The following is a 26,570-nucleotide window of genomic DNA, read 5'->3' as shown; positions in this document are numbered from 1 at the left end:
TGTCCCTAGGGAAAGCGGGTCAAAATCCAGCATTCTAAAATTGTGCGGTTTGCCAACCCAAGGAATCTTCGTGAAATTCGTTATCGACAACTGGTATTTGATCCTCGTGGCACTCGCCTCGGGCGGCATGTTGCTGTGGCCGCTGCTCCAGAGCGCCGGTGGTGGCTCGCTCACGCCCACGCGCGCCGTGCAGCTCATCAACCGCGAGAAAGCCGTGGTCATCGACGTGTGCGAGACCGAAGAATTTGCCGCCGGCCATGTGGGCGGCGCCAAGAACGTGCCGCTGGGCCAGCTCGAAGAGCGCCTGCCCACGCTGGTGAAGAACAAGGCCCTGCCGCTGGTTCTGGTCTGCGCCAGTGGTGCCCGCGCCAACCGCGCCGTGGCCATGGCTAAAAAGCTGGGCTACGACAACGCCCAGGCCATGGCCGGCGGCCTCAAGGCCTGGCGCGAGGCCAGCCTGCCGGTGGAAAAAGCCTGAGCTGTCCCCAGTTATTCCATAGCCGATAGGCTTGTGACTGGTTTTGTTGTCAACAGGAAAGATCGCCATGCAACCCGTGAAGATGTACACCACCGCCGTCTGCCCCTACTGCGTGCGCGCCAAGCAGATCCTCAAGTCCAAGGGCGTGGAGCAGATCGAAGAGATCCGCATCGACACCGACCCCGCAGCGCGCAGCCACATGATGGAGATCACCGGCCGCCGCACGGTGCCGCAGATCTACATTGGCGACACCCATGTGGGGGGCCACGATGACCTGGTCGCGCTCGACAGCCGCGGCGAGCTCATGCCCCTGCTGGGCGCCGCCTGATCCGCCCCCTGGGCGCTGCATAATGCAGCCCCATGTGCCCGCTGCGGGAGCTGCTCCCCGGCGGGTTTTGTTTTGCTGAAACCCCAGTTTGCAGAGAGACTTTTCCACCATGGCCGATCAAGAAAACCCCGTGTTCCAGATCCAGCGCGTCTACCTCAAGGACATGTCGCTCGAGCAGCCCAATTCGCCCGGCATCCTGCTCGAACAAGAGCAGCCCAGCGTGGACATCCAGTTGGGCGTGGAAGCCACGCCCGTGGCCGAAGGCATCTTTGAAGTGGCCGTGACGGCCACGGTGCAGACCAAGATCAAGGACAAGACCGTGTTCCTGGTCGAAGCCAAGCAGGCCGGTATTTTCGAGATCCGCAATATTCCCGAAGACCAGATGGGGCCCATCATGGGCATCGCCTGCCCGCAGATCGTGTACCCCTACCTGCGCGGCAACGTGGCCGACATCGTGAACCGCGCTGGCTTCCCGCCCGTGCACCTGGCCGAAATCAACTTCCAGGCCATGTACGAGCAGCAGCAGGCCCAGGCCGCCGGCCAACCCTCGCCCATCATCACGCAGTGATGCGGTTCAGAGGTCTTTTAGGCCTCTGGCGCTTGATACATAAGCGCAAGCAGCTATGAAAATAGTAGTACTTGGTGCCGGAGCCTGGGGCACGGCGCTGGCCATGGGGGCCGCCCGACAACCGGGTGGACACACCGCTACCCACACCGTCACGTTGTGGGCGCGCGATGGCCAGCAGCTGGCCGACATGCAGGCGCGCCGGCAGAACGCGCGCTACCTGCCGGGCATTGATTTCCCCTCGGCGCTCTCGGTGTCGGGCGCCGACCCCTTGGCGCTGGCGCGCGTTGCCGACCTGGTCATCGTGGCCACGCCCATGGCGGCGCTGCGCAGCATGCTGCTGGCCCTGCGCGGCTGCCCGGCCCCGGTGGCCTGGCTGTGCAAGGGCTTCGAGGCGGTGGCACCGGCGGATTTGGGTTCTTTTGGCCTGCTGGCGCACGAGGTGTGCGCGCAGGTAGCTCCTGATTTGATCGCTGGCGTGCTCAGCGGCCCCAGCTTCGCGCAAGAGGTGGCGCGCGGCCAGCCCACGGCGCTGGTGGCGGCCAGCCGGCATGCCCTGGTGCGCGATGCGCTGGTGGCCGCCTTTCACGGCCCCAGCCTGCGGGTGTATGCCAACGACGACATCGTGGGCGTGGAAGTGGGCGGCGCGGTCAAAAACGTGCTGGCCATTGCCACTGGCCTGTGCGATGGGCTGAACCTGGGGCTGAACGCCCGGGCCGCCCTCATCACGCGCGGCCTGGCCGAAATGACGCGCCTGGGCGTTGCGCTGGGCGCGCGGCCCGACACCTTCATGGGGCTGTCGGGCGTGGGCGATCTGGTGCTGACCGCCACCGGAGACCTGTCGCGCAACCGCCGCGTCGGCTTGCTGTTGGCCCAGGGCCAGAGCCTGCAACAGGCGGTGGACTCCCTGGGCCATGTGGCCGAAGGCGTGTACTGCGCCCGCACCGTGGCCCAGCGTGCGGCGGGGCTGGGTGTGGACATGCCGATCACCCAGGCGGTCGTGGACCTGCTCGATGGCCGCCTGGTACCCGCCGATGCCGTGGGGCTGCTGATGGGGCGGGACCCGGCCTCGGAACTCTGCAGCGAGTCCACCCGATAACGCCAGGATGACGCCAGGGCGCGCTGGATTTACAGGCCCAGCTCCAGCGCCAGCAGTTCCTCCACCGTCTGGCGGCGGCGGATCAGACGGGCCTGGTCGCCATCGACCAGCACCTCGGCAATCAGCGGCCGGGTGTTGTAGTTGGAGGACATCGAGGCGCCATAGGCGCCTGCGTCGTGGATGACCAGCAAATCGCCCACCTGCGCATCGGGCAGGTTGCGCGGCAGCACCACGCCGCCGTCGCCCTGCGTGAACACGTCGCCCGATTCGCACAGCGGCCCCGCCACCACGCTGGGCCGGTGGGCCGCCGTGCTGCCGTCGCGGCGCAGGACGCTCATGGTGTGGTAGCTGCCGTACATCGACGGGCGCATCAGCTCGTTGAAGCCGGTATCGAGCAGCATGAAATGGTTGTTGCCCGCATCCTTGGTGGCGCGCACCTCGCCCAGTAGTACGCCCGATTCGGCCACCAGGTAGCGGCCAGGCTCGATCTCCAGGCCCAGCGGGTGGTCCACGATGGCCTCGGCCTGCTGGCGCGCGGCATCCCACAGGCCGTGGTAATGCTGCGTGTCGATGATCGGTTCGCCATCGCGGTAGGGGATGGACAGGCCGCCGCCGGCCGAAATGGCGTGCAGGTCGTGCCCTGTGGCATGCGTGGTGCGCACCAGCTCTACCATGGCGCCGCACACTTGTTCGAGGTGGCGGTAGTCCACGCCCGAGCCGATGTGCATGTGCAGCCCCACCAGCTTCAGGCCATGCTGGCTGATGGTGGCCAGCGCGGCCGGCAGGTCGGTGTGCCAGATGCCGTGCTTGCTGTGCTCGCCGCCGGTGTTGGTCTTGTTGCTGTGGCCATGGCCAAAGCCGGGGTTGATGCGCAGCCACACCGCGTGGCCCGGCGATGCGGCGCCCAGCTGGTGCAGCATGTCGATGGAGCCGGCGTTCACCGGCACGTCGTGCTCGATCACGCAGGCCAGTGTGGCCGCGTCGAACAGGTCGGCCGTGAAGACGATCTCGGATGGCGCATTGCCCTGGTAGCCCGCTTGGTAACCGGCGGCCAGCGCGCGCAGGATCTCGCCGCGCGAGACCGCGTCCACCTTTACACCCTGCTCGCGCATGAGTTTCAAAATGTGGATGTTGGAGCAGGCTTTTTGCGCAAAGCGGATGGTTTCAAAGTTGGACAGCTGCGCAATGCGCTGTCGGATGGTGGCGGCGTCATACACCCACAGCGGGGTGCCGAACTGGTCGGCCAGGGACCACAGTTGCGCGGGCGAGAAGGGGTTGGACATGGGGCGATCCGGGTGCTGGAAGAAGCGAAAGTGTGCGGTGGGTCCATCGTTGGACCCGGGGCGTTGAAGTTTACCGGGCATTCATTCTGAACAGCACCCGCAGCGCGGCCCGCCGATGGCGTTGCCTTGCGATAGATCGGCTTTTTGGGTGAAATCAGGCTGTAGTGCTTGATGTATAAGCGCTTGCAGCTATTAATTAAATAGCATTGACATGCCGTGAACAGGCGCCAGGGCCCGATCGGGTTCGAAACCCATGGGGCCGGGCTCAGAACTCCCGGTTGTCAATCAGCCGCGTGGCCCCCAGCCGGGCGGCGCCCAGGGCCACCAGCGTTCCGGGCGCGTCGCTCTGCGTGGCCGGCTGCAAATCCAGGCGCCGGCGCACCGTCAGGTAGTCGGGCAGCCAGCCGCGCGCGCGCAGTTGGTCCAGCGCCTGCTGCTCCAGGTCGGCCGCCTGCAGCGTTCCTGCGGCCTGCGCCGCGGTCCAGTGCTTGGACAGTTGCTGCAGCGCCTGTGACAGCGCCACCGCCTCCTGGCGCTCCGGTGCGCTCAGGTAGCCGTTGCGCGAGCTCAGGGCCAGGCCGTCGGGGGCGCGGCTGGTGTCGCCCGCCACCACGTCGATGGGCAGCGCAAACTGCCGCACCATCTGGCGGATCACCATGAGCTGCTGGTAATCCTTGCGGCCAAACACCGCCGTGCCGCCGCCGTTGGCGCCAAACACGCAGCTGAACAGCTTCATCACCACCGTGGCCACGCCGATGAAAAAACCGGGGCGGAACTGGCCTTCGAGCAGATCGGCCAGTTGCGGGTCGGGGTGCACCTTGAAGGTCTGCGGCTCGGGGTAGAGGTCGGTCTCGCGCGGCGCAAACAGCACGTCGCAGCCGGCGGCCTGCAGCTGGGCGCAGTCGGCATCCCAGGTGCGCGGGTAGCTGTCGAAGTCTTCGTGGGGCAGAAACTGCAGGCGGTTCACAAAGATGCTGACCACGGTGGTGTCGCCCAGCGGCCGGGCCTGGTGCACCAGCGACAGGTGCCCCGCGTGCAGGTTGCCCATGGTGGGCACGAAGGCGGGGCGGCGGCCGGCCAGGGCGGCGCGCAGTTCGGGAATGGAGCGGGCGATGAGCATTTGGAGATCTGGGTGAAAGAGGGGCCTTACCAGGCGTGCAATGCGTTGTCGGGAAAGCGGCCCTCTTTGACGGCCTGCACATAGGCTTCCATGGCGCCGCGCACGCTGCCGGTGTCCTGCATGAAGTTGTGCACGAACTTTGGCATCTTGCCCAGGTTCATGCCCAGCATGTCGTGCAACACCAGCACCTGGCCGGACGTGCCATTGCCCGCGCCAATGCCGATGGTGTGGCAGTGCGGCAGCTCGGCGGTGATTTCGGCGGCCAGCGGGGCGGGCACCATCTCCAGCACCAGCATGGCGGCGCCGGCGGCTTGCAGCTCCAGGGCCTCCCTGCGCAGGGTGCGGGCTGCGTCTTGTGTCTTGCCCTGCACGCGGTAGCCGCCCAGGGCGTGCACGGTTTGCGGCGTCAGCCCCAGGTGGGCGCACACGGGCACGCCGCGCTGCACCAGGAACTCCACCGTGGGCGCCGTCCAGCCGCCGCCTTCGAGCTTGACCATGTGCGCGCCCGCCTGCATCAGCGTGCAGGCGCTGCGCAGGGCCTGTTCGCGGGATTCATGGTAGGTGCCATAGGGCAGATCGGCCACCAGCCAGGCCGTGCCCTGCACCCGGTGCAGGCCGCGCGCCACGCTGGCCGTGTGGTAGGCCATGGTGTCCAGCGACACGCCCACGGTGCTAGGCAGGCCCTGGCAGACCATGCCGAGCGAGTCGCCCACCAAAATGCATTCGACGCCCGCCGCGTCGGCCACGGCGGCAAAGGTGGCGTCGTAGGCCGTGAGCATGGTGACTTTTTCGCCGGCTTCGCGCATCTGCGCCAGGCGCGGCAGGCTGACGGGCCGGCGCTGGGGCAGGGGCGACGCGGGTGGCAGCGTGCCGTAAGGGGTGGCTTGGGGGGTGGCCGGGAGCTGCGCAGGATCAGTCATGAAGGTCCCATGGGCAAAAAAGTGCCGCGAGTCTATGCCATGTCTATGCCATCGGGGCCTGTGGTGCCTGCGGTTTGACGCCGCAGCAAGCGCGTGTGGCCCGTCCGCAGCATGGTGCGGCAAGTTGCGTGCGCAACTATTAGGGTAAATATCTAGTTGCGCGCACAACCAAATTCTGTACATTCGCTGAGCCAGATCAATACCGCATGTATCTGCCCGGTGGTGGTTTTGGTGTCGTTGTTCCAGCTCAATCCATCCTGCTTGATTTCGAGGTTTTACATGCGCGCATTCCTGCTCACCACCCGCCGCCTTTTCGCCCTGGCCGTGCTCACCGCCTGCACGGCTGCGGCGGCCCAGACCTATCCTTCCAAGACCATCGAATGGGTGGTTCCCTACCCCGCGGGTGGCGGCACCGACGTGGTGGCGCGCACGCTGGCCGAGGCCATGGGCAAGTTGCTGGGCCAGCCCATCATCATCAACAACAAGCCCGGCGCGGCCACCAACATCGGGGCTGAATATGTGGCCCGGGCCAAGGCCGATGGCTATGTGCTGATGTCGGCCGACACCGCCACGCTGGCGGCCAACCCGTCGCTGTACACCAAGCTCGGCTACAGCGCCGAGAAGGACCTGGCCCCGGTGGGCCTCACGGTGCGGTTTCCGATGATCCTGGTGGTCAACCCGCAGGTGCCCGCCAAGACGCTGCCCGAGTTCTTGGCCTGGGCCAAGGCCCAGAACGCCGCCAATTACGCCTCGCCCGGCCCGGGCAGCCCGCACCACCTGGCTGCCGAGCTGTTCCGCGAGAAAACCGGCAACCACTTCACCCATGTGCCGTATCGCGGCGCGGCGCCTGCGGTGCAGGATGTGGTGGCCGGCCAGGTGCCCTTCATGTTCGTGGACACGGCCAGCGGATACCAGTTTGTGGCCGCCGGCAAGCTGCGCGCCATCGGCGTGGCCAGCCCCAAGCGGGTCAAGGGTTTCGAGGACATTCCTACGCTGCAGGAGCAGGGCCTCAAGGGCTTTGAGGCCTATGCCTGGCAAGGCCTGGTGGTGCCTGTGGGTACGCCCAAGGACGTGATTGCCAAGCTCAATGCGGCCTTGCTTGCCGCCATGGACAGCACGGCAGTCAAGGCGCGCCTGCAGACGCTGGGCCTGGAGTCCATTCCCAGCTCGCCCGAGCAGATGGCCCGCTATGGGGCCGATGAGCGCGCCAAGTGGGGCCAGGTCATCAAGGCCAGCGGCATCAAGCTGGACTGATCCCATGGCCCGGCCCGCCCGCTCCGCAGCCTCCCCGGCCGAACCCGCCGCCGACCCGGTGGGCGCGGGTGACCCGTTCGAGGTGCCGCTCAACCGCTCGTTTTCCTACCGGTTTCACCACCTGGGCAAGTTGTCCGACCCGGTGAGCCACCAGGCTTACCAGGAGGAGGCGGGGCTGTCGCTCAGCGATGGCCGCTGCCTCACCACCATCGGCACCTTCGAGCCGCTGTCGGTCAAGGACCTGGCGCGCCTGTCCAACCTCAACAAAAGCCAGGCCAGCCGCGCTGCCCAGGCGCTGGTGGACCGGGGGCTGGTGCTCAAGCAGGGCAGCGAGGCCGACGGGCGCGGCGTGGTGCTGATGCTTTCGCCAGAAGGCCGCGCGCGCTGGCAGGCCGCCAACCAGCTGGTGGTGCGGCGCAACCGCGAAATTTTTGGCTGCCTGAGCCCCCGCGAACTGGCCCAGCTGGGCAAGCTGCTCGACCGCCTGGTCGCGCACAACGAGCGCTGCTGATCGGCCGGCCGTTTTACTTTTTTGATGGATTGACGACTCACCATGCACCAGCCCACCACGCAAGCGCGCCCCTCTATCTATTACCCCTACCAGGTCCACGCCCCGTGGCTGGCATCGCAGCATCCGGCCCAGGGCCGCCACCCGGTGGTGATCGTCGGCTCGGGCCCCTCGGGCATGGTCACGGCACTCGAGCTGGCCCGCCACGGCGTGGCCAGCGTGGTGCTCGAATCGGAGCTGCAGGTCTCGCAGGGCAGCCGCGCCATCGTGTTCACGCGCCGTTCGCTGGAGATCCTGCAGCAGGTCGGCGTGGCCCAGCGCATGGTGGACAACGGCCTGCCCTGGCGCTTTGGCAACTCGTACTACCGGGGCCAGCGCGTGTTTCGCATGGAAGCGCCGCACGACGCGGACGACCGGTTTTTTCCCATGCTCAACATCCAGCAGCAGTACATGGAGGAATACCTCTTGGATGCCTGCCAGGCCGAGCCGCTGGTCGATTTCCGCTGGGGCAACAAGGTCACGCAGGTGGCGCAGGACGCCACCGGCGCCACGCTGGAGGTGGACACCCCCGAAGGGCCCTACCAGCTGCACGCCGATTGGGTGGTGGCTGCAGATGGCGGGCGTTCTGCGATCCGCGCCGCGTTCGACCTGCAGATGGAGGGCGCCTCGTACGAAGGCCGCTTCGTGATTGCCGACATCCGCATCGACCTGCCGCTGCCCACCGAGCGCCTGGCCTTCTTCGATCCCGATTGGAACCCCGGCAACACCGTGCTGATGCACCGCGAGCCGCATGGCATCTGGCGCGTGGACTACCAGCTGCCCGAGAACGAAACCCCCGAAGACGCGCTGCAGCCGGCCGCGCTGGCCACCCGCATCAATGCGCTGCTGGCGCAGATCGGCCACGGCGACCAGCCCTGGGAGATGGACTGGAGCTCGGTGTATTCGGCGCGCACGCTGACACTGCCCGACTACCGCCACGGCCGGGTGCTATTCACCGGCGACGCCGCCCACCTACTGCCGATTTTTGGCGTGCGCGGTGCCAACACCGCCTTCCAGGACGCGCAGTCGCTGGGCTGGCACCTGGCCTTTGCCGTCAAGGGCATCGCCAGCGATGCGCTGGTGGACAACTACAGCCGCGAACGCGTGGGCGCTGCCCGCGAGATCATCGAAGAGTCGGGCAAGAGCACGCGCTTCATGACGCCGCCCACGCGGGGTTTCAGGCTGCTGCGCGATGCCGTGCTGTCGCTGTCGCTGTCGCAAGAATTTGTGCGCCCGCTCTACCACTGGCGCACCTCGCGGCCGCACGAATACACGCAATCCATGCTCAACAGCCCCGGCGACGACAACGCCTTGTTCAAGGCCGGTCCGGCCCACGGCGCGCCGCCGCAAAACATCCGCCTGTCGGCCAACGACTATCTGCTCGACCACCTTGGTGGTGGCTTTGACCTGCTGTATTTCACCGAAGGCGCGGCCATGCCCGAGGCGCTGCAATCCGTGGTGAACGCCGCCCGTGCCAAGGGCGTGCCGCTGCGGGTGACCGCCGTGGGCGCCAGCGCCCCGGTGGCCGGTGCCGACCAGACCCTGGCCGATGCCGATGGCCATTTCCGCGCGCGCTACGGCGTGCCCGCCAGCGGCGCGGCCTACCTGCTGCGCCCCGACCAGCATGTGTGCGCCCGCTGGCTCACGCTGGATGCCACCCGCCTGCAGGCGGCCCTGAACCACGCATTGCCCCAGTAAGGAGACCGCACCGTGTCCACCGTTTTTTCGCCCACCTCCGCAACGGGTTCGACCTCGCTCGGCATCGCCGGGCTGGAGCAGGTCTATGACCAGCTCGCCACTGCCATCGACCAGGCCGACCCCGCCAAGGCCGAACTGTTCCTCGTCAAGCTCGCGCTGCTCAACGCCCAGGCGCTGGGCGATGCCGAGGCTTTTGGCCGCCATTTGCAGGCGGCCCTGCAAGACCTGTAATTCCCTTCAGGATTCGCCTTCCAACGCCCCAAGGAGACCGCCATGCTGGTTCAGAAAATTCACCACGTTGCCTACCGCTGCAAGGATGCCAAGCAAACCGTGGACTGGTACGTCAAGCACCTCGACATGAAGTTCGTGCTGGCCATTGCCGAAAACGAGGTGCCCTCGACCAAGGCCCCCGATCCCTACATGCATGTGTTCCTGGATGCCGGCAACGGCAATGTGCTGGCGTTTTTCGAGCTGCCCGCCCAGCCGCCCATGGACCGCGACCACAACACCCCGAGCTGGGTGCAGCACCTGGCGCTCAGTGTGGATTCGCTGGACACGCTGCTGGCCACCAAGGCCCGCCTGGAGGCCGCTGGCATCGAGGTGGTCGGCCCCACCGACCACACCATCTTCAAGAGCATCTACTTCTTCGACCCCAATGGCCACCGCCTGGAGCTGGCCTGCGACATCGGCACGCCCGAGATGTACGCCAAGCTCGATGCCGTGAAGTGGGAGATGCTGCAGGAGTGGAGCGAAACCCGCCGCGCTCCCAAGCACGCCGCCTGGATGCACGACGGCAGCATGGCGCAATGACGCACGGACGAATCGCATGATGCTTCTGAACGAAACCCACGATCCCCAACTGCGCAGCTGGGTGGCCTCTGCCAACGCGGCGGGCGCCGACTTTCCGATCCAGAACCTGCCGTTTGCGGTGTTTCGCCGCCAGGGCCGCACCGAGCCCTGGCGCGGCGGCGTGGCCATTGGCGACCAGATCATCGACCTGGCTGCGCTGGCCCGTGCCGGCGTGTTCTCGGGCGAGGCGGCGGTGGCCGTGCAGGCCGCAGCCAACGACAAGCTCAACGCCCTGATGGCCCTGGGCCACGGTGCCTGGAGCGCCCTGCGCCTGGCGCTGTCGCGCGCCCTGCGCGAAGGCGCGCCCGGGCAAGCCTCGCTGCAGGCCTGCCTGGTGCCCCAGGCCGAGGCCGAATACGACGTGCCCGCCCGCATTGGCGACTACACCGACTTCTACACCTCGGTGCACCACGCCACCAACATCGGCCGCCTGTTCCGCCCCGACAACCCGCTGATGCCCAACTACAAATGGGTGCCCATCGGCTACCACGGGCGCGCGTCCAGCATTGGCGTGTCGGGCCAGGCCTTTCACCGCCCCAAGGGCCAGACCCTGCCAGCGGGCGCGCAGACACCCTCGCTGGGGCCCAGCCAGCGCCTGGACATCGAGCTGGAACTGGGCATCTTCGTGGGCGATGGCAACGCCCAGGGCGACGCCGTGCCCATCACCGAGGCCGAGCAGCATGTGTTTGGCATCTGCCTGCTCAACGACTGGTCGGCCCGCGACCTCCAGGCCTGGGAATACCAGCCCCTGGGCCCGTTCCTGGCCAAGAACTTCGCCACCACCATTTCGCCGTGGATCGTGACGCTGGAGGCGCTGGCGCCGTACCGCGTGGCCTTTGCCCGCCCCGAGGGCGACCCCGCGCCGCTGCCTTACCTGGACAGCCCCGCCAACCGTGCGGGTGGCGCGTTCGACATCCAGCTGCAGGTGGGCCTGCGCACGCCGCGCATGGCCGCGGCCGGGCAGGGCGACGCCAGCATCTGCCGCACCAGCTACCGCCACGCCTACTGGACGGTGGCGCAAATGCTCGCGCACCACACCGTCAACGGCTGCAACCTGCAACCCGGCGACCTGCTGGGCAGCGGCACCCTGTCGGGCCCCACGCTGGACCAGGCGGGCGCGCTGATCGAGCTGACCGCCGGCGGCAAGAACCCGCTGCAGCTGCCCGGCGGCGAGCAGCGCACGTATCTTGAAGACGGCGACGCGGTGGTGCTGCGCGGCTGGTGCGAAAAGCCCGGTGCGGCGCGCATCGGCTTTGGTGAGTGCTGGGGCACCGTGCTGCCCGCGCGCTGAATCGGCGCGGGCAGCCCGCTGTGCGTGCCCTGTGCCCGCACCGGGACTGCGGGTGAAGCCCGCGCAACGGCGCTGCCCTGGCCAATGCCGCTATGCTCTGCGCCCATGACAAATGCTACCGACGATTTCAGCGACGCGGCAGTGGCCGCCCTGGCCCGCGCCGATGTGGCCCGGGCCCTTGAAGAAGACGTGGGCAGCGGCGACTTGACCGCTGGCCTGATCGACCCCCAGCGCCGCACCCGTGCGCGCATCCTGGCGCGCGAGGCTGCCGTGATCTGCGGTGCACCCTGGGCCGAGGCCGCCTTGCGCGCGCTCGACCCTTCCGTGCAGCTGACCTGGCATGTGGCCGAGGGCCAGCGTTGCGCTGCGGACCAGGTGGTGTTGGAGATCGAGGGCAATGCACGCGCGCTGCTCAGCGCCGAGCGCACGGCGCTCAATTTCCTGCAGCTGCTGTCCGCCGTGGCCACCAAAACCCGCACCTATGTGGATGTGGTGGCCGGCACCCGCGCGCGCATTGTGGACACCCGCAAAACCCTGCCCGGCCTGCGCCTGGCGCAAAAATACGCTGTGCGCGTGGGCGGCGGCACCAACCACCGCATCGGCCTGCACGACGCCGTGCTCATCAAAGAGAACCACATTGCCGCCGCCGGCGGCGTGACCGCCGTGCTGCGCGCCGCCCAGCAGGTGGCGGCGCAGGCAACCTTCATCGAGATCGAGGTGGAAACGCTGGCGCAGCTGACCGAGGCGCTGGATGCCGGAGCGAAGATGGTGCTGCTCGACAATATGCCGCTGCCCATGCTGCGCGAGGCCGTGCGCATCAACGCGGCGCATACGGGGGGTGGTGCCATCCTCGAAATCTCGGGCGGCGTCACGCTGGCGGGCCTGCGCGAGCTGGCCGAAACCGGCGTGGACCGCATCTCCATCGGCACCCTCACCAAAGACGTGAAGGCCACCGATTTCTCGATGCGCCTGCAGGAGCTGGCATGAACACCACCATCACCCTCAAGGAAGTCGATTACGAGCAGCCCACCGACGGCGCGGTGTGCAGTACCAAGCACGCCTGGGCCCGCGTGCCCGCCGAGCTGTCGCAGGACGAGCGCGCGCAGCTCAAGGACAAGATCCGCCGCCTGCTGAAAGAGAAGAACGCGGTCATGGTGTCGCACTATTACGTGCACCCCGACTTGCAGGATCTGGCCGAAGAAACCGGCGGCATCGTCAGCGACTCGCTGGAGATGGCCCGCTTTGGCCGTGACCACGCCGCGCAGACGCTGGTGGTGAGCGGCGTGCGCTTCATGGGCGAGACGGCCAAGATCCTCTCGCCCGAGAAAACCGTGCTCATGCCCGACCTCGATGCCACCTGCTCGCTGGATTTGGGCTGCCCCATCGACGACTTCAGCGCGTTTTGCGACGCCCACCCCGACCGCACCGTGGTGGTGTATGCCAACACCAGCGCCGCCGTCAAAGCCCGCGCCGACTGGCTGGTCACATCGAGCTGCGCGCTCGACATCGTGCGCGCCCTCAAAGACCAGGGGCAGAAAATTTTGTGGGCGCCCGACCGGCACCTGGGCGACTACATCCGCCGCGAAACCGGCGCCGACATGGTGATGTGGAACGGCGCCTGCATCGTGCACGACGAGTTCAAGGCGCTGGAGCTGGAGCTGCTCAAAAAAGAGCACCCCCTGGCCAAGGTGCTGGTGCACCCCGAAAGCCCCGCCGACGTGATCGCCCTGGCCGACGCCGTGGGCTCCACCTCGGGCATCCTGAACGCCGCGCGCAGCATGGACGCACGCGAGTTCATCGTGGCCACCGACAACGGCATGATGCACAAGCTGCGCACCCTGAACCCCGGCAAGGTGTTCATTGAGGCGCCCACCGCCGGCAACAGCGCCACCTGCAAAAGCTGCGCCCACTGCCCCTGGATGGCCATGAACGGCCTGGCCGGCGTGGCGCAGGTGCTGGAGACGGGCTGCAATGCCATCCACGTCGACCCGGCCCTGATCCCGCGCGCGCGCCTGCCCATCGACCGCATGCTGGCCTTCACCGCCGCGCTGAAAAACGGCCAGCCGGTGGCCGGCCTGGTGCCGAACATCGGCGCGGCCTGAGCGGGGTCAGGCGGGGACGACGGTTCAGGCCCGGGGCGGCGCCAGGTCGAGGGTGCAGCCGTCCCCCAGCGCTTCGCGCCACACCCGCACGCGGCTTGGCGGCGGTTGCATGCCCGACAGTTGCTGGGCGATGAAGGCGCACAGGTTCTCCAGCGTGGGCGCGCCCAGCCCCGGCACTTCATCGAGCAGGTGGTGGTCGAGCTGCTCGCGCACCACGGCGAGGTGCTGGCGCAGAAAACCCAGGTCGATCACCATGCCGTTGGCGGGATTGCGCGGGCCCTGCACCCACACCTCGGCGTGGTAGGTGTGGCCGTGCACGCGGCGGCTGCCTTCGGCCTCGATCTCGCGTTGCAGCGTGTGGGCGGCATCAAAGAAAAAACGCTGGCTGACGGTGAATTGCATGGTGGACGAACAAACAGGAACGGGGCTTATCGGTGGGCTTATCGGATGCCGGTGAGCTTGTGGGTCTGCAGGCTCAGGCGCCAGGCGGGGCGCTGTAGGCACAGATCGATGCACAGGGCGATGTGGCGGGCCTGGTCGGGCCCGTCCATGGGCTGCAGAAAGCGGTGCTGGAACTGGCCGGTGGCCTCCAGCACATCCAGGTCCAGCCCCGGCTGCGGCCACACCACTTTCAACTCCTGCCCCTGGCGCTGCACCCAGCCGGCGCCGGCCTTGGGACTCACGCACAGCCAGTCGATGCCTTGCGGGGCCGCCACGGTGCCGTTGGTCTCGACGGCGATGCGAAAGCCCTGCGCATGCAGGGCCGCGATCAGCGCGGCATCCACTTGCAGCAGCGGCTCGCCGCCCGTCAGCACCACCAGCCGGTGGTGTGCGTCGCCCGCAGGCCACAGGGCGGCAATCTGGCGCGCCAGGGCATCGGCGTCGGCAAACTTGCCGCCCAGGGTGCCGTCGGTGCCCACAAAGTCGGTATCGCAAAAGCGGCAGATGGCGTTGGCGCGGTCTTGTTCGCGGCCGCTCCAGAGGTTGCAGCCTGCAAAACGGCAGAACACGGCCGGGCTGCCCGCCTGGCCGCCTTCGCCTTGCAGGGTGTAGAAAATTTCCTTGACGGAGTAGGTCATTGCGTGCGGGTTGGAGCGACGAGCGGGGTGGGGGATTATCTTCGCTAGTGCCCGGCGCCGGTCAGATGCCCGTCTTTTGGCTGGCAGGCAATGCCTTGCAGCCGGGGCATTGGGCTACGGTGCCGCGCTTGCGGCGGCTGCTGTCATTCCTTTTTTAATAGCTGCTCGCGCAGATTCTGCAAGCCCTGGAGGCCCATTTGGTTCCAACCGCACTGATTGATTTTGCCAACCCGAACGACCCCGGTGCGCCGCGCCTGCGCCATGCCTTTGGCATGCCGCGCGCCGTGCTGGTGGCGCGCGAGCCGGCCCAGGTGCGCGCGGTGTTCGATGCTGTGCAGGCCGCCGCCGAGAGTGGTGCCTGGTGCATCGGCGCGCTGCGCTACGAGGCCGCGCCGGCCTTCGACGCCGCCGTGCAGACCCACCCCGCCGATGGCCCGCTGGCCTGGTTTGCCATCCACGACGCGGCGCTGCCCTGGCCCGCTGCCGAGCTGCCGCCCCAGGATGCGCCCACATTGCACTGGCACACCGTGCAGGGGCGCGCGCAGTTTGATGCGGCCCTGGCCGCCATCCACCAGGCCATCGCCCGGGGCGAGTATTACCAGGTCAATTACACGGCGCAGACGGTGGCCAGCGTGCAGGGCGGCGGGGCGCAACCCGCCCACGCCCTGTTTGCGGCCCTGCAGCGCGCGCAGCCGGGCGGTTATGCGGCCTGCTTCGACATGGGCGACGAGCAGGTGCTCAGCGTCTCGCCCGAGCTGTTTTTCGACTGGCACAGCGGGCCGGGCGGCGGCGCGGCCGGCCATATCCTCACCCGGCCCATGAAGGGCACGGCGCCGCGCGGCGCCACGCCCCAGCAGGATGCCGCCCATGCCGCCGCCCTGCGTGCCTCGCCCAAGGAGCGCGCCGAAAACGTGATGATCGTGGACCTGCTGCGCAACGACCTCTCGCGCATTGCCGAGCCCTTCAGCGTGCAGGTGCCCCGGCTTTTTCATACCGAAGCGCTGCCGGCCGTGTGGCAGATGACGTCCGATGTGCAGGCGCGCACCCGGCCCGGCACCCGGCTTGGCGACGTGTTTGGCGCGCTGTTTCCCTGCGGCTCGATCACCGGCGCGCCCAAGGTGCGTGCCATGCAGGCCATCCACGCGCTGGAGCCAGGCCCGCGCGGCATCTATTGCGGCGCCATCGGCGTGGTGCGGCCGGATGGCGCGGGCGGCATCCGCGCCACCTTCAACGTGCCGATTCGCACCGTGGTGCTGCGCGATGGCCAGGCACGCTGCGGCATTGGCAGCGGCATCACCTCGGGCGCCCAGGCCGGTGCCGAATGGAACGAATGGCGCCACAAGCGCGCCTTTGTCCTGCGCGCCAGCCAGCCCTTCGATCTGCTCGAAACCCTGGCGCTGCAAGCGGGCCAGTTCCGCCATCTGGCTGAACATCTGGCGCGGCTGCAAGGCACGGCCGCGCATTTCAACGTGCCGTTCGACGCTGCGGCCGTGCAGCACTGCCTGCAGGCGCTGGCCGCCAGCCACCCCGCTGGCGCATGGCGCGTGCGCCTGCTGCTGGACGGGCGCGGCCAGCCCCGCGCCGAAGCCTTTGCCCTGCAGCCCACGCCCGAGCCGGTGCGCCTGCAACTGGCCCACCGCCCGCTGGATGAAGCCCATGGCGAATTCGTGCGCTACAAGACCACGCGCCGCGCGCACTACGCAGCGTTTGCGCCCACCACGCCCGGTGTGTTCGACACCGTGCTTTACAACGAAGCCGGCGAGATCACCGAATGCACGTTTGGCAACATCGCCATGCTGCTGGACGGCCGCTGGGTCACGCCGCCACTGGCCTGCGGCCTGCTGCCCGGCGTGGGCCGCGCAGTGGCCCTGCGCGAGGGGCGCCTGACCGAGGCTGTGGTGCGCGTAGAGGATGTGCCGCGTGTGCAGGCCTGGGCGTTTGTTAACAGCCTGCGCGGCTGGTTGGCGGCTGAATTGGTGCCGTGATGTTTTGAGTATTTTTTGGCTCTGGCCCTTATTGGTAAAGCGCTAGAAGCTATGTTTTTGATAGTAATTTGCTGATCCAGCGGCTCGCCATTGCGATGGCATTGCCGCCCTTACCGGCCCTGCCAGGCCGCTTGTTGCGCCACAAACCCGTCGAAGGCGCGGAGCAGGGGCTCGAACCGGTCCGGGTCGGCTTCCAGTTGCGCCAGTGCCGCGCAGGTGGCCTCCAGGGTAGAGAGCTGGTGCGGCTGGCGCGCCGAGCGGATGCGGTAGCGCGAGGCCGGCAGTGCGCGCAGCGGCAGGCGCGGCAGCTGCTGCAGCAACGGGTTCAGGTGCAGCATCTTGCGGCTTTTGCGCCAGGTGCCGTCGAGCACCACCAGGCGCAGGCGCTCTGGCGTTGGCAGCCAGGCCGGGTCCAGCGGCGGCGGGGTGGCAATGCCCAGGGCGGCGTCTTGCGGGGCCTCGGGGTAGAGCAGCAGTGCGTGGCGCGGGGTGTGGGCTGCGTCCGTTGCTGCAAATGGCGCTGTCAGCAGCGGCTGCAGCGCGCTGGGGTCCAACTGTTCGCCCGTCACCATGCGGCTGTGCGGCAGGCTCAGGTGCAGCAGCCGGGCCGTGCCCTTGGCCTCGTGCAGCTCCAGCGGGTGCTGCAGGATCAGCACCTCGGTGCGGTGCGCCACCGGGGTGGCCCAGCGGCAGATGCAGGCGCTGGGCGGGCGCAGGCAGGCGGGGCAGCGCGGGCGACTGGCGCTGAGCGGTTTCACTATAAAAAAAGGAGCTGCTGGCGCTTGCTGGATAAGCGCTACAGCCCTGTTTTATTAAAAATTGGCGGTGATGGCTTACAGCCGCTCTTTGACGTAAGAGCCGCGGTCCATATCGACGATTTCCACGCTCAGCTGCACCATCACGCCGGCCGGCTTGGGCGAGAGGCGGCGCAGTACCTCGGCGATGCGCTCGGACAGGTCTTTTTTGGCCTCGGGCGTGCGGCCCGACAGCAGGCGCAGCTGGGCGTGCACAAAGGCGCGGTTGGCGGGGGAGGTGCCCACTTCAAAGCTGTCCACCAGCACGAAGCGGCTTTTGAGGTCGGCCTCGTCCAGCACTTCGGGGCTGCTGGTGACTGCCTGGTTCAGCTCGGTCAGGGCTTGCGCCTCGGGGAAGCCAGCAAGGTTTTGTGAGTATTCGACGATCAGGTGGGGCATGGTCTGCTTTCGGCGGTGGTGGTGATAAAGCGGGCGTTACAGAGCCTGGGTGGACACATGGTGGCGCAGTTCGGTCTGGCGGTTGTGGCCATCGACAAACACCAGCTGGGGCTTGTGTGTGGCCACCTGGTCTTCGGGCACTTGGGCAAATGCCGCAATGATGAGCAGGTCGCCCACGGCGGCGCGGCGGGCGGCCGAGCCGTTGACCGAGATCATGCCGCTGCCGCGCTGGCCCTTGATGGCGTAGGTGATGAAGCGCTCGCCGTTGTTGATGTTCCAGATGTGGACCTGTTCGTTTTCGGCCAGGTTGGCGGCATCGAGCAGGTCTTCGTCGATGGCGCAGGAGCCTTCGTAGTGCAGCTCGCAGTGCGTGGTGGTGGCGCGGTGGATCTTGGATTTGAGCAGGGTGCGGTACATGGCGGTGTGGGCGGTTGAGCGGGGGGGCTGTGTTCAGCGTTGCGCGACGGGCGGAACCAGGATGGTGGGCGCGGCGGGCGCAGCGAGCGCGGGGTAGTCGCGGCTGTAGTGCAGGCCGCGGCTTTCGCGGCGCAGCTGTGCGCTGCGCACGATGAGGTCGGCCACCTGCACCAGGTTGCGCAGCTCCAGCAGGTCGCGCGTGACGTGGAAGTTGGCGTAGAACTCTTGTATCTCGGCCTGCAGCAGCGCGATGCGGTGGGCCGCGCGTTCCAGTCGTTTGTTGGTGCGCACGATGCCCACGTAGTCCCACATGAAGCGGCGCAGCTCGTCCCAGTTGTGCGAGATGACCACTGACTCGTCGGCGTCGGTGACGCGGCTGTCGTCCCAGTGCGGCAGGGCCGGCACGGGCGTGCGCGGCGCGGCGGCGATGGCGTGGGCGGCGGCGCGGGCGAACACGATGCATTCGAGCAGCGAGTTGCTGGCCAGCCGGTTGGCCCCGTGCAGGCCGGTGTAGGCGGCTTCGCCCACGGCAAACAGGCCGGGCACATCGGTGCGGCCGGCCAGGTCGGTCAGCACGCCGCCGCAGGTGAAGTGGGCCGTGGGCACCACTGGAATGGGCTCTTTGGTGATGTCGATGCCCAGCGACGCGCAGTGCGCCAGGATGTTGGGGAAATGCTCCTGCAAAAACGCGGGGCTCTGGTGCGAGATGTCCAGGTGCACGCAGTCCAGCCCGTGCTTTTTCATCTCGAAGTCGATTGCGCGGGCGACCACATCGCGCGGGGCCAGTTCGGCGCGCGGGTCGTGGTCCAGCATGAAGCGCGTGCCGCCGGCGGAGGGCGGCAGCAGCAATTTGCCGCCTTCGCCGCGCACGGCCTCGCTGATGAGGAAGGACTTTTCGTGCGGGTGGTACAGCCCCGTGGGGTGAAACTGGATGAACTCCATGTTGCCCACGCGGCAGCCGGCGCGCCAGGCCGCGGCAATGCCGTCGCCGGTGGCGGTGTCTGGGTTGGTGGTGTACAGGTACACCTTGCCCGCGCCGCCCGTGGCCAAAATGGTTTGCGGCGCGTGGAAGGTGACGACCTCGTCGGTGGCATCGTCGAGCGCATACAGGCCCAGGCATTGCTGCGGGCCCGCCAGGCCCAGCTTGTGGCTGGTGATCACGTCCACCAGCGTGTGCTGCTCGAACAGCGTGATGCCGGGCGTGGCGCGCACCACCTCGATCAGTGTGCGCTGCACGGCGGCGCCGGTGGCGTCGGTCACATGGGCGATGCGGCGCGCGCTGTGGCCGCCTTCGCGCGTGAGGTGCAGTTGATCGCCCTCCAGCGAAAACGGCACGCCCAGCTGGCGCAGCCAGGCGATGGCGTCGGGGGCGTTTTCCACCACGAAGCGCGTGGCGGCCAGGTCGCACAGGCCGGCACCGGCCACCAGGGTGTCCTGGATGTGCGCGGCAAAGCTGTCGTCGTCGGCCAGCACGGCGGCAATGCCGCCCTGGGCCCAGGCGCTGGCGCCGTCTTGCAGCTGGCGTTTGGTGATGACGGCCACGCGGTGCGTGGGCGCCAGGTGCAGGGCCGCCGAGAGGCCGGCGAGGCCGCTGCCTACGATGAGAACGTCAAAGTCGTGGGATTGCATGGGGTTTTTCGTGGCCTGAGAAATGGGCGCCGCTCCATGCCAGAGCCACCGTGGAACTGGCTTTGCCAGGCCACCGGTGGCGTCCCCCTCCCGCGCCGCGAGAGAGGGGGGAAGCGGCGCAGCCGCTCAGGGGGGTGTCATGTCGGTACATAGGCCAGCCGGACGTAAATGGGGGCGAAGGCCTCGGCTTGGGTGATCTCGATCAGGGTCTCTTTGGCCAGCTCCAGCAGCGCGATGAAGGTCACCACCAGCACGGTGCTGCCATGGCGGGGGTCGAACAGCTCTTCAAACTCGACAAAGCGGCGCCCTTTGAGGGTTCTGAGCACCATGCTCATGTATTCACGCACGCTCAGCTCTTCGCGGGTGATCTTGTGGTGCTGCACGAGCCGGGCGCGCTTCAGGATGTCGTACCAGGCTTGCTGCAGATCGACCACATGCACATCCGGAAAGCGTGGCTGCAGGCTTTGCTCGATGTACACCTGCGCCTTCACAAAGTCGCGCCCATACTGCGGCAGCTGCGCCAGGCGCATGGCGGCCATTTTCATCTGCTCGTATTCAAGCAGGCGGCGCACCAGCTCGGCGCGCGGGTCTTCGGCTTCTTCGCTGCCTTCCTGCTTTTTGGGCGGCAGCAGCATGCGTGACTTGATCTCGATCAGCATGGCCGCCATCAGCAGGTATTCGGCGGCCAGCTCCAGGTTGCGGCTGCGGATCTCATCCACGTACACCAGATACTGGCGCGTGAGGCCGGCCATGGGGATGTCGAGGATGTTGAAGTTCTGCTTGCGGATCAGGTACAGCAGCAGATCGAGCGGGCCTTCAAAGGCTTCGAGGAAGACTTCAAGCGCGTCGGGCGGGATGTACAGGTCTTGCGGCAGCGCAAACAGCGGCTCGCCATACAGGCGGGCCAGCGCCACTTGGTCCACCACATCGGGCATGGCACCCGGGGCGATGGCAGTGGCCTCGGCAGGGCTTGCGCTGTGCATGGATTGCTATGCTATCAATAGCTGCTTGCGCTTGCTGGTAAAGCGCAAGAGGCCATTTTCATGCTCAATCAGCGTTGGTCTGATAGACGTAGGGCTTTTGCGGCACCTGGGCATCGCGGTATTCGCCCCAGATCTTGCGGTCCACCTGCTTGTCCCACAGCAGGGCGCGGCCCGCACGCTGCTGCGCATCCAGCTCGGGCCTTTGGGCTTTGAGCTGCTCGATGAACTGGGTGGCTTCGGACTGGTAGTCGGGACGGCGGAAAATGGACATGGACTGATAACCTCTCTTGCTTGATTTTACCGGGAGCCTTCCATGCCCTTTCATTTCAGTGCCCTGGCGCTTGCCGCGGCGGCCCTCAGTCTGGTCGCCCTTGCCGGATGCGACGCGCAGCGCATCAGCGAACTGCAGCCCGGTGTTTCCACCGAGGCCGACGTGCGCGACCGCTTTGGCGCCCCCGAAACCGTCTGGGACGACGCCGATGGCGCGCGCACCCTCGAATACAACCGCCAGCCCGCCGGCCAGATCAATTACATGATCACCGTGGGTGCCGATGGCAGGCTGGTGGCCGTGCGCCAGGTGCTCACGCCCGAGAACTTTGCCCGCATCACGCCCGGCACAGACATGGCGCTGGTGCGCCGCATCCTGGGCAAGCCGGCCAAGGTCACGCCCTACCGGCTCAGCGGCGAAACCCACCACGACTGGCGCTTTGCCGAGCCGCCCAACATCCCCAAGGTGTTCACCGTGGTGACCACGGACGGCGCCACGGTGCTGCGCACGCAGATCGGCCCCGACATGGACGCGCCCGAGAACAAGGGCGGGCGCTGAGATCGTGAAACCGTTTTGAGGGCGTCTGCAGGTTGACAACGGCGCGCATGGTTCGCAGCCGCGCCGCACCCAGCCGTTGGAGTCACACTGCTTTGGCGCTTGCGGTGGGGGGAACTATTCGCTCTCGCTCTTGCTTTCGTAGCGTTTGCGGCCTTGCGCCGCGTTCTGCTCGGCCATCCGGGCGCTGAAGCCCGAGCGCTCCATCAGCGAGCGCGGCTGCTGCTGCGCATCCACCACCCACAGCACGCCGCCGCGCTGGCCTACGGCCTTGAGGATCTGCTCCAGGCCTTCGAGGCCCGTGGTGTCGAGCGCGAACAGGTCGCGCGCGTTCAGCACCACTTCCGGGCCCTCGGGGCCGGCCTCCACGGCCTGCACGATGGGGTCGATCTTGGCGGCCGCGCCAAAAAACAGCGCGCCGTGCAGGTGCCAGGCCATGCGGGGGCGGGGCCCGGCTTCAACGGCCAGCCCCTGTGCGTCAGGGGTGAGCGTGGGCGCGCGCTCGGCGCGGAACAGCGCGCTCATGCGCCGCACAAACAGCACGCACGCCAGCCCCAGCCCCACTTCCACCGCCACCGTGAGGTCGAACACCACGGTGAGGAAGAACGTGCCCAGCATCAGCAGCCGGTAGTGGTTGCTGAAGTGCCTGAGGCGTGCAAACTCATGCCATTCGCCCATGTTCCAGGCGACATGCAACAGGATGCCGGCCAGCACCGCCAGCGGAATGTGCAGCGCCAGTGGCGCGGCCACCAGCACGATCACCGCCAGCGTGGCCGCATGCACCATGCCGGCAATGGGGCTGGTGGCGCCCGCGCGCAGGTTGGTCACGGTGCGGGCAATGGTGCCTGTGGCCGGCATGCCGCCGAAAAACGGCACCACGAAATTGGCCACGCCCTGGGCCATCAGCTCCTGGTTGGGGTCGTGCTTTTTGTGGTGCGGGTCGGTGGCCAGCTGGTCGGCCACGCGCGCGCACAGCAGCGACTCGATGGCGCCCAGCAGCGCAATCGTGACGGTGGGCGTGACCAGCAGGCGCACCGTGTCCCACGAGAAATCGGGCAGCGCAAACGCCGGCGGCTGTTGCGGAATACCGCCAAACTTGCTGCCGATGGTCTCCACCGGCATCTCCAGCCAGCGCGCCAGCACGGTGAGCGTGACCAGCGCCACCACGGGCGCCGGAATGCGCGCAAAGCGGCGCACGGTGTGGCCCTCGGCCACGCGCAGCACCGGCGAGCCCTGCACGAACAGCCGTGGCCACAAAAACAGCCCGCCCAGGCAGGCAGCGCCCAGCGCGAGCGCATGGGGGTTGTAACTGCCAAGGTGCAGGGCCAGCGTGTGCACCTGCGAGAAAAAGTTGCCCGGCATCTTGTCGATGGCCAGCCCCAGCCAGTCCTTGAGCTGTGACAGCCCGATCAGCACCGCGATGCCGTTGGTGAAACCGATGACGATGCTCACCGGCACAAAGCGCACCAGGCTGCCCAGCTTGAACATTCCGAGCAGGAACAGCAGCACCCCCGCGCAGGCCGTGGAGATCAGCAGGTTGGCCACGCCATAGCGTTCGACGATGCCGTACACGATGACGATGAAGGCCCCCGCAGGCCCGCCGATCTGCACGTTGGTGCCGCCCAGCAGAGCGATCAGGAAGCCGCCAATGATGGCCGTCCACAGCCCGGCTTCGGGCTTGAGGCCGCTGGCGATGGCAAAGGCCATGGCCAGCGGCAGCGCGACGATGCCCACCGTGACGCCCGCGCCCACATCGGCTAGCCAGCGGCTGCGGCTGTAGCCGCGCAGCGCGTCCAGCAGACGGGGGTGAAAGGCAAACGAGAAACGCATGGATGAAGTGGGTGCAGCTAAAAAGCGAGGGCCAGGGCCTGTGGCTCCAGTGTAGTGAGCCAGTGAGCATGCGCAACCGTGGCGACCGCATCCCGGTTAGCTGCTGTTCATTCTGTTGCTATTTATTTAATAGCTTATGGCGCTTTATAGATAGGCGCTGCAGGCCGATATGATTGAAAATCGTGCAGCGGGCGCCGTGGGCGCGGCGGTCAGCCGCCACGCCGTCTGGCGCGTTGCTTGCTAGCCTCCATTCCATGAATCCACCCATGCCTGACGCCTCCGCACCGCCATCCTCCCTGCGCCACGGCACGTTTGAAGATGTGCAGGCACTGTTTGCCGGCACGCTGTTTGTCGCCATGGCGCTCATGCTGTTCAACCAGGCCGGCCTGCTGGTGGGCGGCACGGCGGGCGTGGCGTTTTTGCTGCATTACGTGACGGGCATCTCGTTCGGCAAACTGTTTTTTGTGGTGAACCTGCCCTTTTACTGGTTCGCCTGGACGCGCATGGGGCGCGAGTTCACGATCAAGACTTTTGTCTGCGTGGCCCTGCTGTCGGTGCTGACCGAGCTGTTCCCGCATGTGATGCATGTGGACTACCTGAACCCGCTGTTCGCTTCGCTGCTCGGCGGGTTGCTGCTGGGCACGGGCTGCCTGTTCCTGGCGCGGCACCGCTCCAGCCTGGGCGGGGCCACGGTGGTGTCGCTGTACCTGCAAAGCCGCTACGGCATGCGTGCCGGCAAGGTGCAGATGATGATCGACGGCACCGTGGTGCTGCTGGCGCTGTTCATCGTGCCGGTGGAGCGCGTGGCGTATTCGGTGCTGGCGGTGCTGGTGATGAGCGGCTTCTTGTGGATCAGCCACCGGCCGGGGCGCTATACGGCAGAGTGATCGGGCGGGTTGTCGACGTCTGCGCCGGCCAACAAAAAAGGCCCCGAAGGGCCTTTGCGTGGGGGCGCACGCACGGCACCGTTCAGCGTACGCGCATGCCGGGTGTGGCGCCCGGCCAGGGGTTGAGCACGTAGATGCCGGGGTTGGCCTTCTCGTCGCCATGGCTGGCGGCCAGCACCATGCCTTCGCTCACGCCAAACTTCATCTTGCGCGGCGCCAGGTTGGCCACCATCACGGTGTGCTTGCCGATCAGGTCGGCGGGCTGGTAGGCGCTGGCGATGCCGCTGAACACGTTGCGGGTGATGGGATTCCCCTGCGTGTCCGTGCCCTCGCCCACATCCAGCGTCAGGCGCAGCAGCTTGGTCGAGCCCTCCACGGCCTCGCAGTTGACGATCAGCGCGATGCGCAGGTCGATCTTGGTGAAGTCGTCGATGGTGATGGTGGGGGCCAGTTCCTCGCCGCCGGGTGCTACGCTTTCTGTAGCTGCTTGCGCAGGTGCTGCCTGCGCTGGGGCCTCAAACAATGCTTCAAGCTGTTTGGCATCCACGCGCTGCATCAGGTGCTTGTATTCGCCGATCACATGGCCCTTGCCGAGCATGGTGGTGGCGTCGGCGAAGGTGAATGACTGCACTTTCAGGAAAGCCTCGACCTGCGCGGCGAGCGCTGGCAGCACGGGCTTGAGCAGGATGGTGAGCAGGCGAAAGGCCTCGATGCAGGTGGTGCACACGTCTTGCAGGCGGCCTTCCATGCCGTCCTGCTTGGCCAGCTCCCAGGGCTTGTTCTGGTCCACGTAGGCGTTCACGCGGTCGGTCAGCAGCATGGTTTCGCGCAGGGCCTTGCCGTATTCGCGTTCGGCCAGCAGCTCGATGATGGACGGCGCCACGGTGCGCAGGTGGTCCAGCAACGCGTCGCCGTCGGCCGACACCTCGCCGAGCTGGCCGCCAAAGCGCTTGGCGATAAAGCCGGCCGCGCGCGAGGCTATGTTGATGTACTTGCCGATCAGGTCGCTGTTGACGCGGGCCATGAAGTCGTCGGCGTTGAAGTCGATGTCCTCGTTACGGCTGCTCAGCTTGGTAGCCAGGTAGTAGCGCAGCCACTCGGCGTTCATGCCCAGGCCCAGGTACTTGAGCGGGTCCAGGCCCGTGCCCCGGCTCTTGCTCATCTTCTCGCCGTTGTTCACCGTCAAAAAGCCGTGCACGAACACCGAGTCGGGCACCTTGCGGCCGCTGAATTTCAGCGTGGCCGGCCAGAACAGGGTGTGGAAGGTGACGATGTCCTTGCCGATGAAGTGGTACTGCTCCAGCGCCGGGTCGGCCATGTAGGCGTCGTAATCTTCGCCGCGCTTTTCGAGCAGGTTCTTCAGCGAGGCCAGGTAGCCGATGGGCGCGTCGAGCCACACATAAAAGTATTTGCCTGGCGCATCAGGAATTTCGATGCCGAAGTAGGGCGCATCGCGCGAGATGTCCCAGTCGCCCAGGCCTTCGCTGGTCGTGCCGTCGGGGTTGGTGCGCACGCTGAACCATTCGCGCACCTTGTTGGCCACCTCGGGCTGCAGGCGGCCGTTTTGCGTCCAGTCTTCCAAAAATGCCACGCAGCGCGGGTCCGACAGCTTGAAGAAGAAATGCTCGGAGCTTTTGAGCACCGGCTTGGCGCCCGACAGCGCCGAGTAGGGGTTGATGAGGTCGGTGGGTGCATACACGGCGCCGCAGACCTCGCAGTTGTCGCCGTACTGGTCCTTGGCATGGCACTTGGGGCATTCGCCTTTGATGAAGCGATCCGGCAGGAACATGGCCTTCTCGGGGTCGAAGAACTGCTCGATGGTGCGCGTCTCGATCAGGCCGTTGGCCTTGAGGTCGCGGTAGATGTCTTGCGCCAGCTGGTGGTTTTCTGGCGCGTCGGTGCTGTGCCAGTTGTCGAATTTGATGTGAAAGCCGTCGAGGTACTGCTTGCGCCCGGCGGCGATGTCGGCCACGAACTGCTGGGGCGTTTTGCCGGCTTTTTCGGCGGCGATCATGATGGGCGCGCCGTGCGTGTCGTCGGCACCGACAAAATTCACCGCGTTGCCCAGCAGCCGCTGCGTGCGCACCCAGATGTCGGCCTGGATGTATTCCATGATGTGGCCGATGTGGAAGTTGCCATTGGCATACGGCAGGGCGGTGGTGACAAAAAGTTTGCGTGCGGACGGCATGAAAGCGACTTTCTTGGGCGGA

28 protein-coding genes are annotated in these 26,570 nt (G+C 67.0%); 15 read left to right on the top strand and 13 right to left on the bottom strand.

Annotation, left to right across the window (positions count from 1 at the left end):
- The first annotated feature begins 70 nt into the window (after window positions 1–70).
- The 4 genes from J8G26_RS04990 (at window position 71) to J8G26_RS04975 (ending at window position 2,470) form a co-directional block, all read left to right on the top strand.
- Window positions 71–478, top strand: a complete 408-nt coding sequence (locus J8G26_RS04990; protein ID WP_210568164.1) for a rhodanese-like domain-containing protein — start codon at window positions 71–73, stop codon at window positions 476–478.
- A gap of 67 nt (window positions 479–545) precedes the next feature.
- Entirely contained in the window at window positions 546–806 is a 261-nt protein-coding gene (gene grxC / locus J8G26_RS04985) for a glutaredoxin 3 (protein ID WP_008903427.1), read from the top strand.
- A gap of 109 nt (window positions 807–915) precedes the next feature.
- Window positions 916–1,374, top strand: a complete 459-nt coding sequence (secB, locus tag J8G26_RS04980; RefSeq protein ID WP_087747300.1) for a protein-export chaperone SecB — start codon at window positions 916–918, stop codon at window positions 1,372–1,374.
- Window positions 1,375–1,429: 55 nt separating this feature from the next.
- Window positions 1,430–2,470, top strand: a complete 1,041-nt coding sequence (locus J8G26_RS04975; RefSeq protein ID WP_210568163.1) for an NAD(P)H-dependent glycerol-3-phosphate dehydrogenase — start codon at window positions 1,430–1,432, stop codon at window positions 2,468–2,470.
- A gap of 29 nt (window positions 2,471–2,499) precedes the next feature.
- On the opposite strand, the gene lysA is transcribed toward J8G26_RS04975, so the two are convergent.
- From lysA to panB, 3 genes are all read right to left on the bottom strand, one after another.
- Entirely contained in the window at window positions 2,500–3,753 is a 1,254-nt protein-coding gene (gene lysA, locus J8G26_RS04970) for a diaminopimelate decarboxylase (protein WP_210568162.1), read from the bottom strand.
- 265 nt (window positions 3,754–4,018) lie between these two features.
- On the bottom strand, window positions 4,019–4,873 hold the full coding sequence (gene panC / locus J8G26_RS04965) for a pantoate--beta-alanine ligase (RefSeq protein WP_210568161.1): 855 nt from the start codon (window positions 4,871–4,873) through the stop codon (window positions 4,019–4,021).
- 26 nt (window positions 4,874–4,899) lie between these two features.
- Complete coding sequence (panB, locus tag J8G26_RS04960) at window positions 4,900–5,793, bottom strand: 3-methyl-2-oxobutanoate hydroxymethyltransferase (RefSeq protein WP_210568160.1); 894 nt, start codon at window positions 5,791–5,793, stop codon at window positions 4,900–4,902.
- 279 nt (window positions 5,794–6,072) lie between these two features.
- Between panB and J8G26_RS04955 the strand changes: the two genes are divergently transcribed.
- From J8G26_RS04955 to nadA, 8 genes are all read left to right on the top strand, one after another.
- Entirely contained in the window at window positions 6,073–7,047 is a 975-nt protein-coding gene (locus J8G26_RS04955; protein WP_210568159.1) for a tripartite tricarboxylate transporter substrate binding protein, read from the top strand.
- 4 nt (window positions 7,048–7,051) lie between these two features.
- Window positions 7,052–7,558 (top strand): MarR family transcriptional regulator, encoded by a 507-nt coding sequence (locus J8G26_RS04950; RefSeq protein WP_210568158.1) that lies wholly within the window; start codon window positions 7,052–7,054, stop codon window positions 7,556–7,558.
- Window positions 7,559–7,600: 42 nt separating this feature from the next.
- Window positions 7,601–9,292, top strand: a complete 1,692-nt coding sequence (locus J8G26_RS04945; RefSeq protein WP_210568157.1) for an FAD-dependent monooxygenase — start codon at window positions 7,601–7,603, stop codon at window positions 9,290–9,292.
- A 12-nt stretch (window positions 9,293–9,304) separates the two neighbouring features.
- Complete coding sequence (locus J8G26_RS04940) at window positions 9,305–9,523, top strand: DUF2783 domain-containing protein (protein ID WP_210568156.1); 219 nt, start codon at window positions 9,305–9,307, stop codon at window positions 9,521–9,523.
- A 42-nt stretch (window positions 9,524–9,565) separates the two neighbouring features.
- Window positions 9,566–10,102 carry a VOC family protein gene (locus tag J8G26_RS04935; protein WP_210568155.1) on the top strand — a complete coding sequence of 179 codons (537 nt, stop codon included), beginning with the start codon at window positions 9,566–9,568 and terminating at the stop codon, window positions 10,100–10,102.
- 19 nt (window positions 10,103–10,121) lie between these two features.
- Complete coding sequence (gene fahA, locus J8G26_RS04930; protein WP_210568260.1) at window positions 10,122–11,432, top strand: fumarylacetoacetase; 1,311 nt, start codon at window positions 10,122–10,124, stop codon at window positions 11,430–11,432.
- 105 nt (window positions 11,433–11,537) lie between these two features.
- Window positions 11,538–12,419: a carboxylating nicotinate-nucleotide diphosphorylase gene (gene nadC / locus J8G26_RS04925; protein ID WP_210568154.1), complete on the top strand. Its 882-nt coding sequence runs from the start codon at window positions 11,538–11,540 to the stop codon at window positions 12,417–12,419.
- The gene (gene nadA / locus J8G26_RS04920; RefSeq protein WP_210568153.1) at window positions 12,416–13,534 is read left to right on the top strand and encodes a quinolinate synthase NadA; all 1,119 of its coding nucleotides are present in this window, start codon (window positions 12,416–12,418) and stop codon (window positions 13,532–13,534) included. The genes nadC and nadA overlap by 4 nt, the downstream gene beginning before the upstream one ends.
- Window positions 13,535–13,558: 24 nt before the next feature.
- Here nadA and J8G26_RS04915 read toward each other — a convergent pair whose 3' ends face one another.
- Together J8G26_RS04915 and queE are read right to left on the bottom strand one after the other, a co-directional pair.
- On the bottom strand, window positions 13,559–13,936 hold the full coding sequence (locus J8G26_RS04915) for a 6-carboxytetrahydropterin synthase (RefSeq protein ID WP_087747274.1): 378 nt from the start codon (window positions 13,934–13,936) through the stop codon (window positions 13,559–13,561).
- A 38-nt stretch (window positions 13,937–13,974) separates the two neighbouring features.
- Window positions 13,975–14,613, bottom strand: coding sequence for a 7-carboxy-7-deazaguanine synthase (gene queE, locus J8G26_RS04910; protein ID WP_210568152.1), 639 nt, complete (start codon window positions 14,611–14,613; stop codon window positions 13,975–13,977).
- 197 nt (window positions 14,614–14,810) lie between these two features.
- On the opposite strand from queE, the gene J8G26_RS04905 reads away from it, so the two are divergent.
- Window positions 14,811–16,598 carry a chorismate-binding protein gene (locus J8G26_RS04905; protein ID WP_210568151.1) on the top strand — a complete coding sequence of 596 codons (1,788 nt, stop codon included), beginning with the start codon at window positions 14,811–14,813 and terminating at the stop codon, window positions 16,596–16,598.
- 110 nt (window positions 16,599–16,708) lie between these two features.
- Here J8G26_RS04905 and J8G26_RS04900 read toward each other — a convergent pair whose 3' ends face one another.
- The 6 genes from J8G26_RS04900 to J8G26_RS04875 all read right to left on the bottom strand — a co-directional run bounded on the left by J8G26_RS04900 (window position 16,709) and on the right by J8G26_RS04875 (window position 21,091).
- Window positions 16,709–17,356: a tRNA-uridine aminocarboxypropyltransferase gene (locus J8G26_RS04900; protein WP_349238304.1), complete on the bottom strand. Its 648-nt coding sequence runs from the start codon at window positions 17,354–17,356 to the stop codon at window positions 16,709–16,711.
- 75 nt (window positions 17,357–17,431) lie between these two features.
- On the bottom strand, window positions 17,432–17,791 hold the full coding sequence (locus J8G26_RS04895; RefSeq protein WP_210568150.1) for a 5-carboxymethyl-2-hydroxymuconate Delta-isomerase: 360 nt from the start codon (window positions 17,789–17,791) through the stop codon (window positions 17,432–17,434).
- A gap of 36 nt (window positions 17,792–17,827) precedes the next feature.
- Window positions 17,828–18,208 carry an aspartate 1-decarboxylase gene (gene panD / locus J8G26_RS04890; protein WP_210568149.1) on the bottom strand — a complete coding sequence of 127 codons (381 nt, stop codon included), beginning with the start codon at window positions 18,206–18,208 and terminating at the stop codon, window positions 17,828–17,830.
- Window positions 18,209–18,241: 33 nt separating this feature from the next.
- Entirely contained in the window at window positions 18,242–19,837 is a 1,596-nt protein-coding gene (gene nadB / locus J8G26_RS04885) for an L-aspartate oxidase (RefSeq protein WP_210568148.1), read from the bottom strand.
- A gap of 137 nt (window positions 19,838–19,974) precedes the next feature.
- A complete protein-coding gene (locus tag J8G26_RS04880) occupies window positions 19,975–20,820 on the bottom strand; it encodes a ScpA family protein (protein ID WP_087747260.1) in 846 nt (281 codons plus the stop codon).
- 64 nt (window positions 20,821–20,884) lie between these two features.
- Window positions 20,885–21,091, bottom strand: a complete 207-nt coding sequence (locus J8G26_RS04875) for a DUF3460 family protein (protein ID WP_086926736.1) — start codon at window positions 21,089–21,091, stop codon at window positions 20,885–20,887.
- A 42-nt stretch (window positions 21,092–21,133) separates the two neighbouring features.
- Between J8G26_RS04875 and J8G26_RS04870 the strand changes: the two genes are divergently transcribed.
- Window positions 21,134–21,646, top strand: coding sequence for an outer membrane protein assembly factor BamE (locus J8G26_RS04870; RefSeq protein WP_087747258.1), 513 nt, complete (start codon window positions 21,134–21,136; stop codon window positions 21,644–21,646).
- A 114-nt stretch (window positions 21,647–21,760) separates the two neighbouring features.
- Here the strand turns inward: J8G26_RS04870 and J8G26_RS04865 are convergent, their stop codons facing one another.
- Window positions 21,761–23,473: a SulP family inorganic anion transporter gene (locus J8G26_RS04865; protein ID WP_210568147.1), complete on the bottom strand. Its 1,713-nt coding sequence runs from the start codon at window positions 23,471–23,473 to the stop codon at window positions 21,761–21,763.
- A gap of 266 nt (window positions 23,474–23,739) precedes the next feature.
- On the opposite strand from J8G26_RS04865, the gene J8G26_RS04860 reads away from it, so the two are divergent.
- Entirely contained in the window at window positions 23,740–24,360 is a 621-nt protein-coding gene (locus J8G26_RS04860; RefSeq protein WP_232476407.1) for a YitT family protein, read from the top strand.
- Between the two features lie 82 nt (window positions 24,361–24,442).
- Here the strand turns inward: J8G26_RS04860 and metG are convergent, their stop codons facing one another.
- Complete coding sequence (metG, locus tag J8G26_RS04855) at window positions 24,443–26,548, bottom strand: methionine--tRNA ligase (RefSeq protein WP_210568146.1); 2,106 nt, start codon at window positions 26,546–26,548, stop codon at window positions 24,443–24,445.
- Between the last annotated feature and the right edge of the window lie 22 nt (window positions 26,549–26,570).

The organism is Acidovorax sp. JG5, from assembly GCF_017939685.1.
Lineage (GTDB): Bacteria > Pseudomonadota > Gammaproteobacteria > Burkholderiales > Burkholderiaceae_C > Acidovorax.
This window is presented reverse-complemented; position numbering and strand designations above follow the sequence as displayed.

Coding starts and splice junctions, on each gene's coding strand:
- nadB (WP_210568148.1), bottom strand. CDS start 19,837: ATGCAATCCCACGACTTTGACGTTCTCATCGTAGGCAGCGGCCTCGCC.
- J8G26_RS04915 (WP_087747274.1), bottom strand. CDS start 13,936: ATGCAATTCACCGTCAGCCAGCGTTTTTTCTTTGATGCCGCCCACACG.
- J8G26_RS04950 (WP_210568158.1), top strand. CDS start 7,052: ATGGCCCGGCCCGCCCGCTCCGCAGCCTCCCCGGCCGAACCCGCCGCC.
- fahA (WP_210568260.1), top strand. CDS start 10,122: ATGCTTCTGAACGAAACCCACGATCCCCAACTGCGCAGCTGGGTGGCC.
- grxC (WP_008903427.1), top strand. CDS start 546: ATGCAACCCGTGAAGATGTACACCACCGCCGTCTGCCCCTACTGCGTG.
- panD (WP_210568149.1), bottom strand. CDS start 18,208: ATGTACCGCACCCTGCTCAAATCCAAGATCCACCGCGCCACCACCACG.
- J8G26_RS04870 (WP_087747258.1), top strand. CDS start 21,134: ATGCCCTTTCATTTCAGTGCCCTGGCGCTTGCCGCGGCGGCCCTCAGT.
- queE (WP_210568152.1), bottom strand. CDS start 14,613: ATGACCTACTCCGTCAAGGAAATTTTCTACACCCTGCAAGGCGAAGGC.
- J8G26_RS04895 (WP_210568150.1), bottom strand. CDS start 17,791: ATGCCCCACCTGATCGTCGAATACTCACAAAACCTTGCTGGCTTCCCC.
- J8G26_RS04975 (WP_210568163.1), top strand. CDS start 1,430: ATGAAAATAGTAGTACTTGGTGCCGGAGCCTGGGGCACGGCGCTGGCC.
- lysA (WP_210568162.1), bottom strand. CDS start 3,753: ATGTCCAACCCCTTCTCGCCCGCGCAACTGTGGTCCCTGGCCGACCAG.
- panB (WP_210568160.1), bottom strand. CDS start 5,793: ATGACTGATCCTGCGCAGCTCCCGGCCACCCCCCAAGCCACCCCTTAC.
- panC (WP_210568161.1), bottom strand. CDS start 4,873: ATGCTCATCGCCCGCTCCATTCCCGAACTGCGCGCCGCCCTGGCCGGC.
- J8G26_RS04935 (WP_210568155.1), top strand. CDS start 9,566: ATGCTGGTTCAGAAAATTCACCACGTTGCCTACCGCTGCAAGGATGCC.
- nadC (WP_210568154.1), top strand. CDS start 11,538: ATGACAAATGCTACCGACGATTTCAGCGACGCGGCAGTGGCCGCCCTG.
- J8G26_RS04955 (WP_210568159.1), top strand. CDS start 6,073: ATGCGCGCATTCCTGCTCACCACCCGCCGCCTTTTCGCCCTGGCCGTG.
- J8G26_RS04880 (WP_087747260.1), bottom strand. CDS start 20,820: ATGCACAGCGCAAGCCCTGCCGAGGCCACTGCCATCGCCCCGGGTGCC.
- metG (WP_210568146.1), bottom strand. CDS start 26,548: ATGCCGTCCGCACGCAAACTTTTTGTCACCACCGCCCTGCCGTATGCC.
- J8G26_RS04860 (WP_232476407.1), top strand. CDS start 23,740: ATGCCTGACGCCTCCGCACCGCCATCCTCCCTGCGCCACGGCACGTTT.
- J8G26_RS04865 (WP_210568147.1), bottom strand. CDS start 23,473: ATGCGTTTCTCGTTTGCCTTTCACCCCCGTCTGCTGGACGCGCTGCGC.
- J8G26_RS04945 (WP_210568157.1), top strand. CDS start 7,601: ATGCACCAGCCCACCACGCAAGCGCGCCCCTCTATCTATTACCCCTAC.
- J8G26_RS04875 (WP_086926736.1), bottom strand. CDS start 21,091: ATGTCCATTTTCCGCCGTCCCGACTACCAGTCCGAAGCCACCCAGTTC.
- secB (WP_087747300.1), top strand. CDS start 916: ATGGCCGATCAAGAAAACCCCGTGTTCCAGATCCAGCGCGTCTACCTC.
- nadA (WP_210568153.1), top strand. CDS start 12,416: ATGAACACCACCATCACCCTCAAGGAAGTCGATTACGAGCAGCCCACC.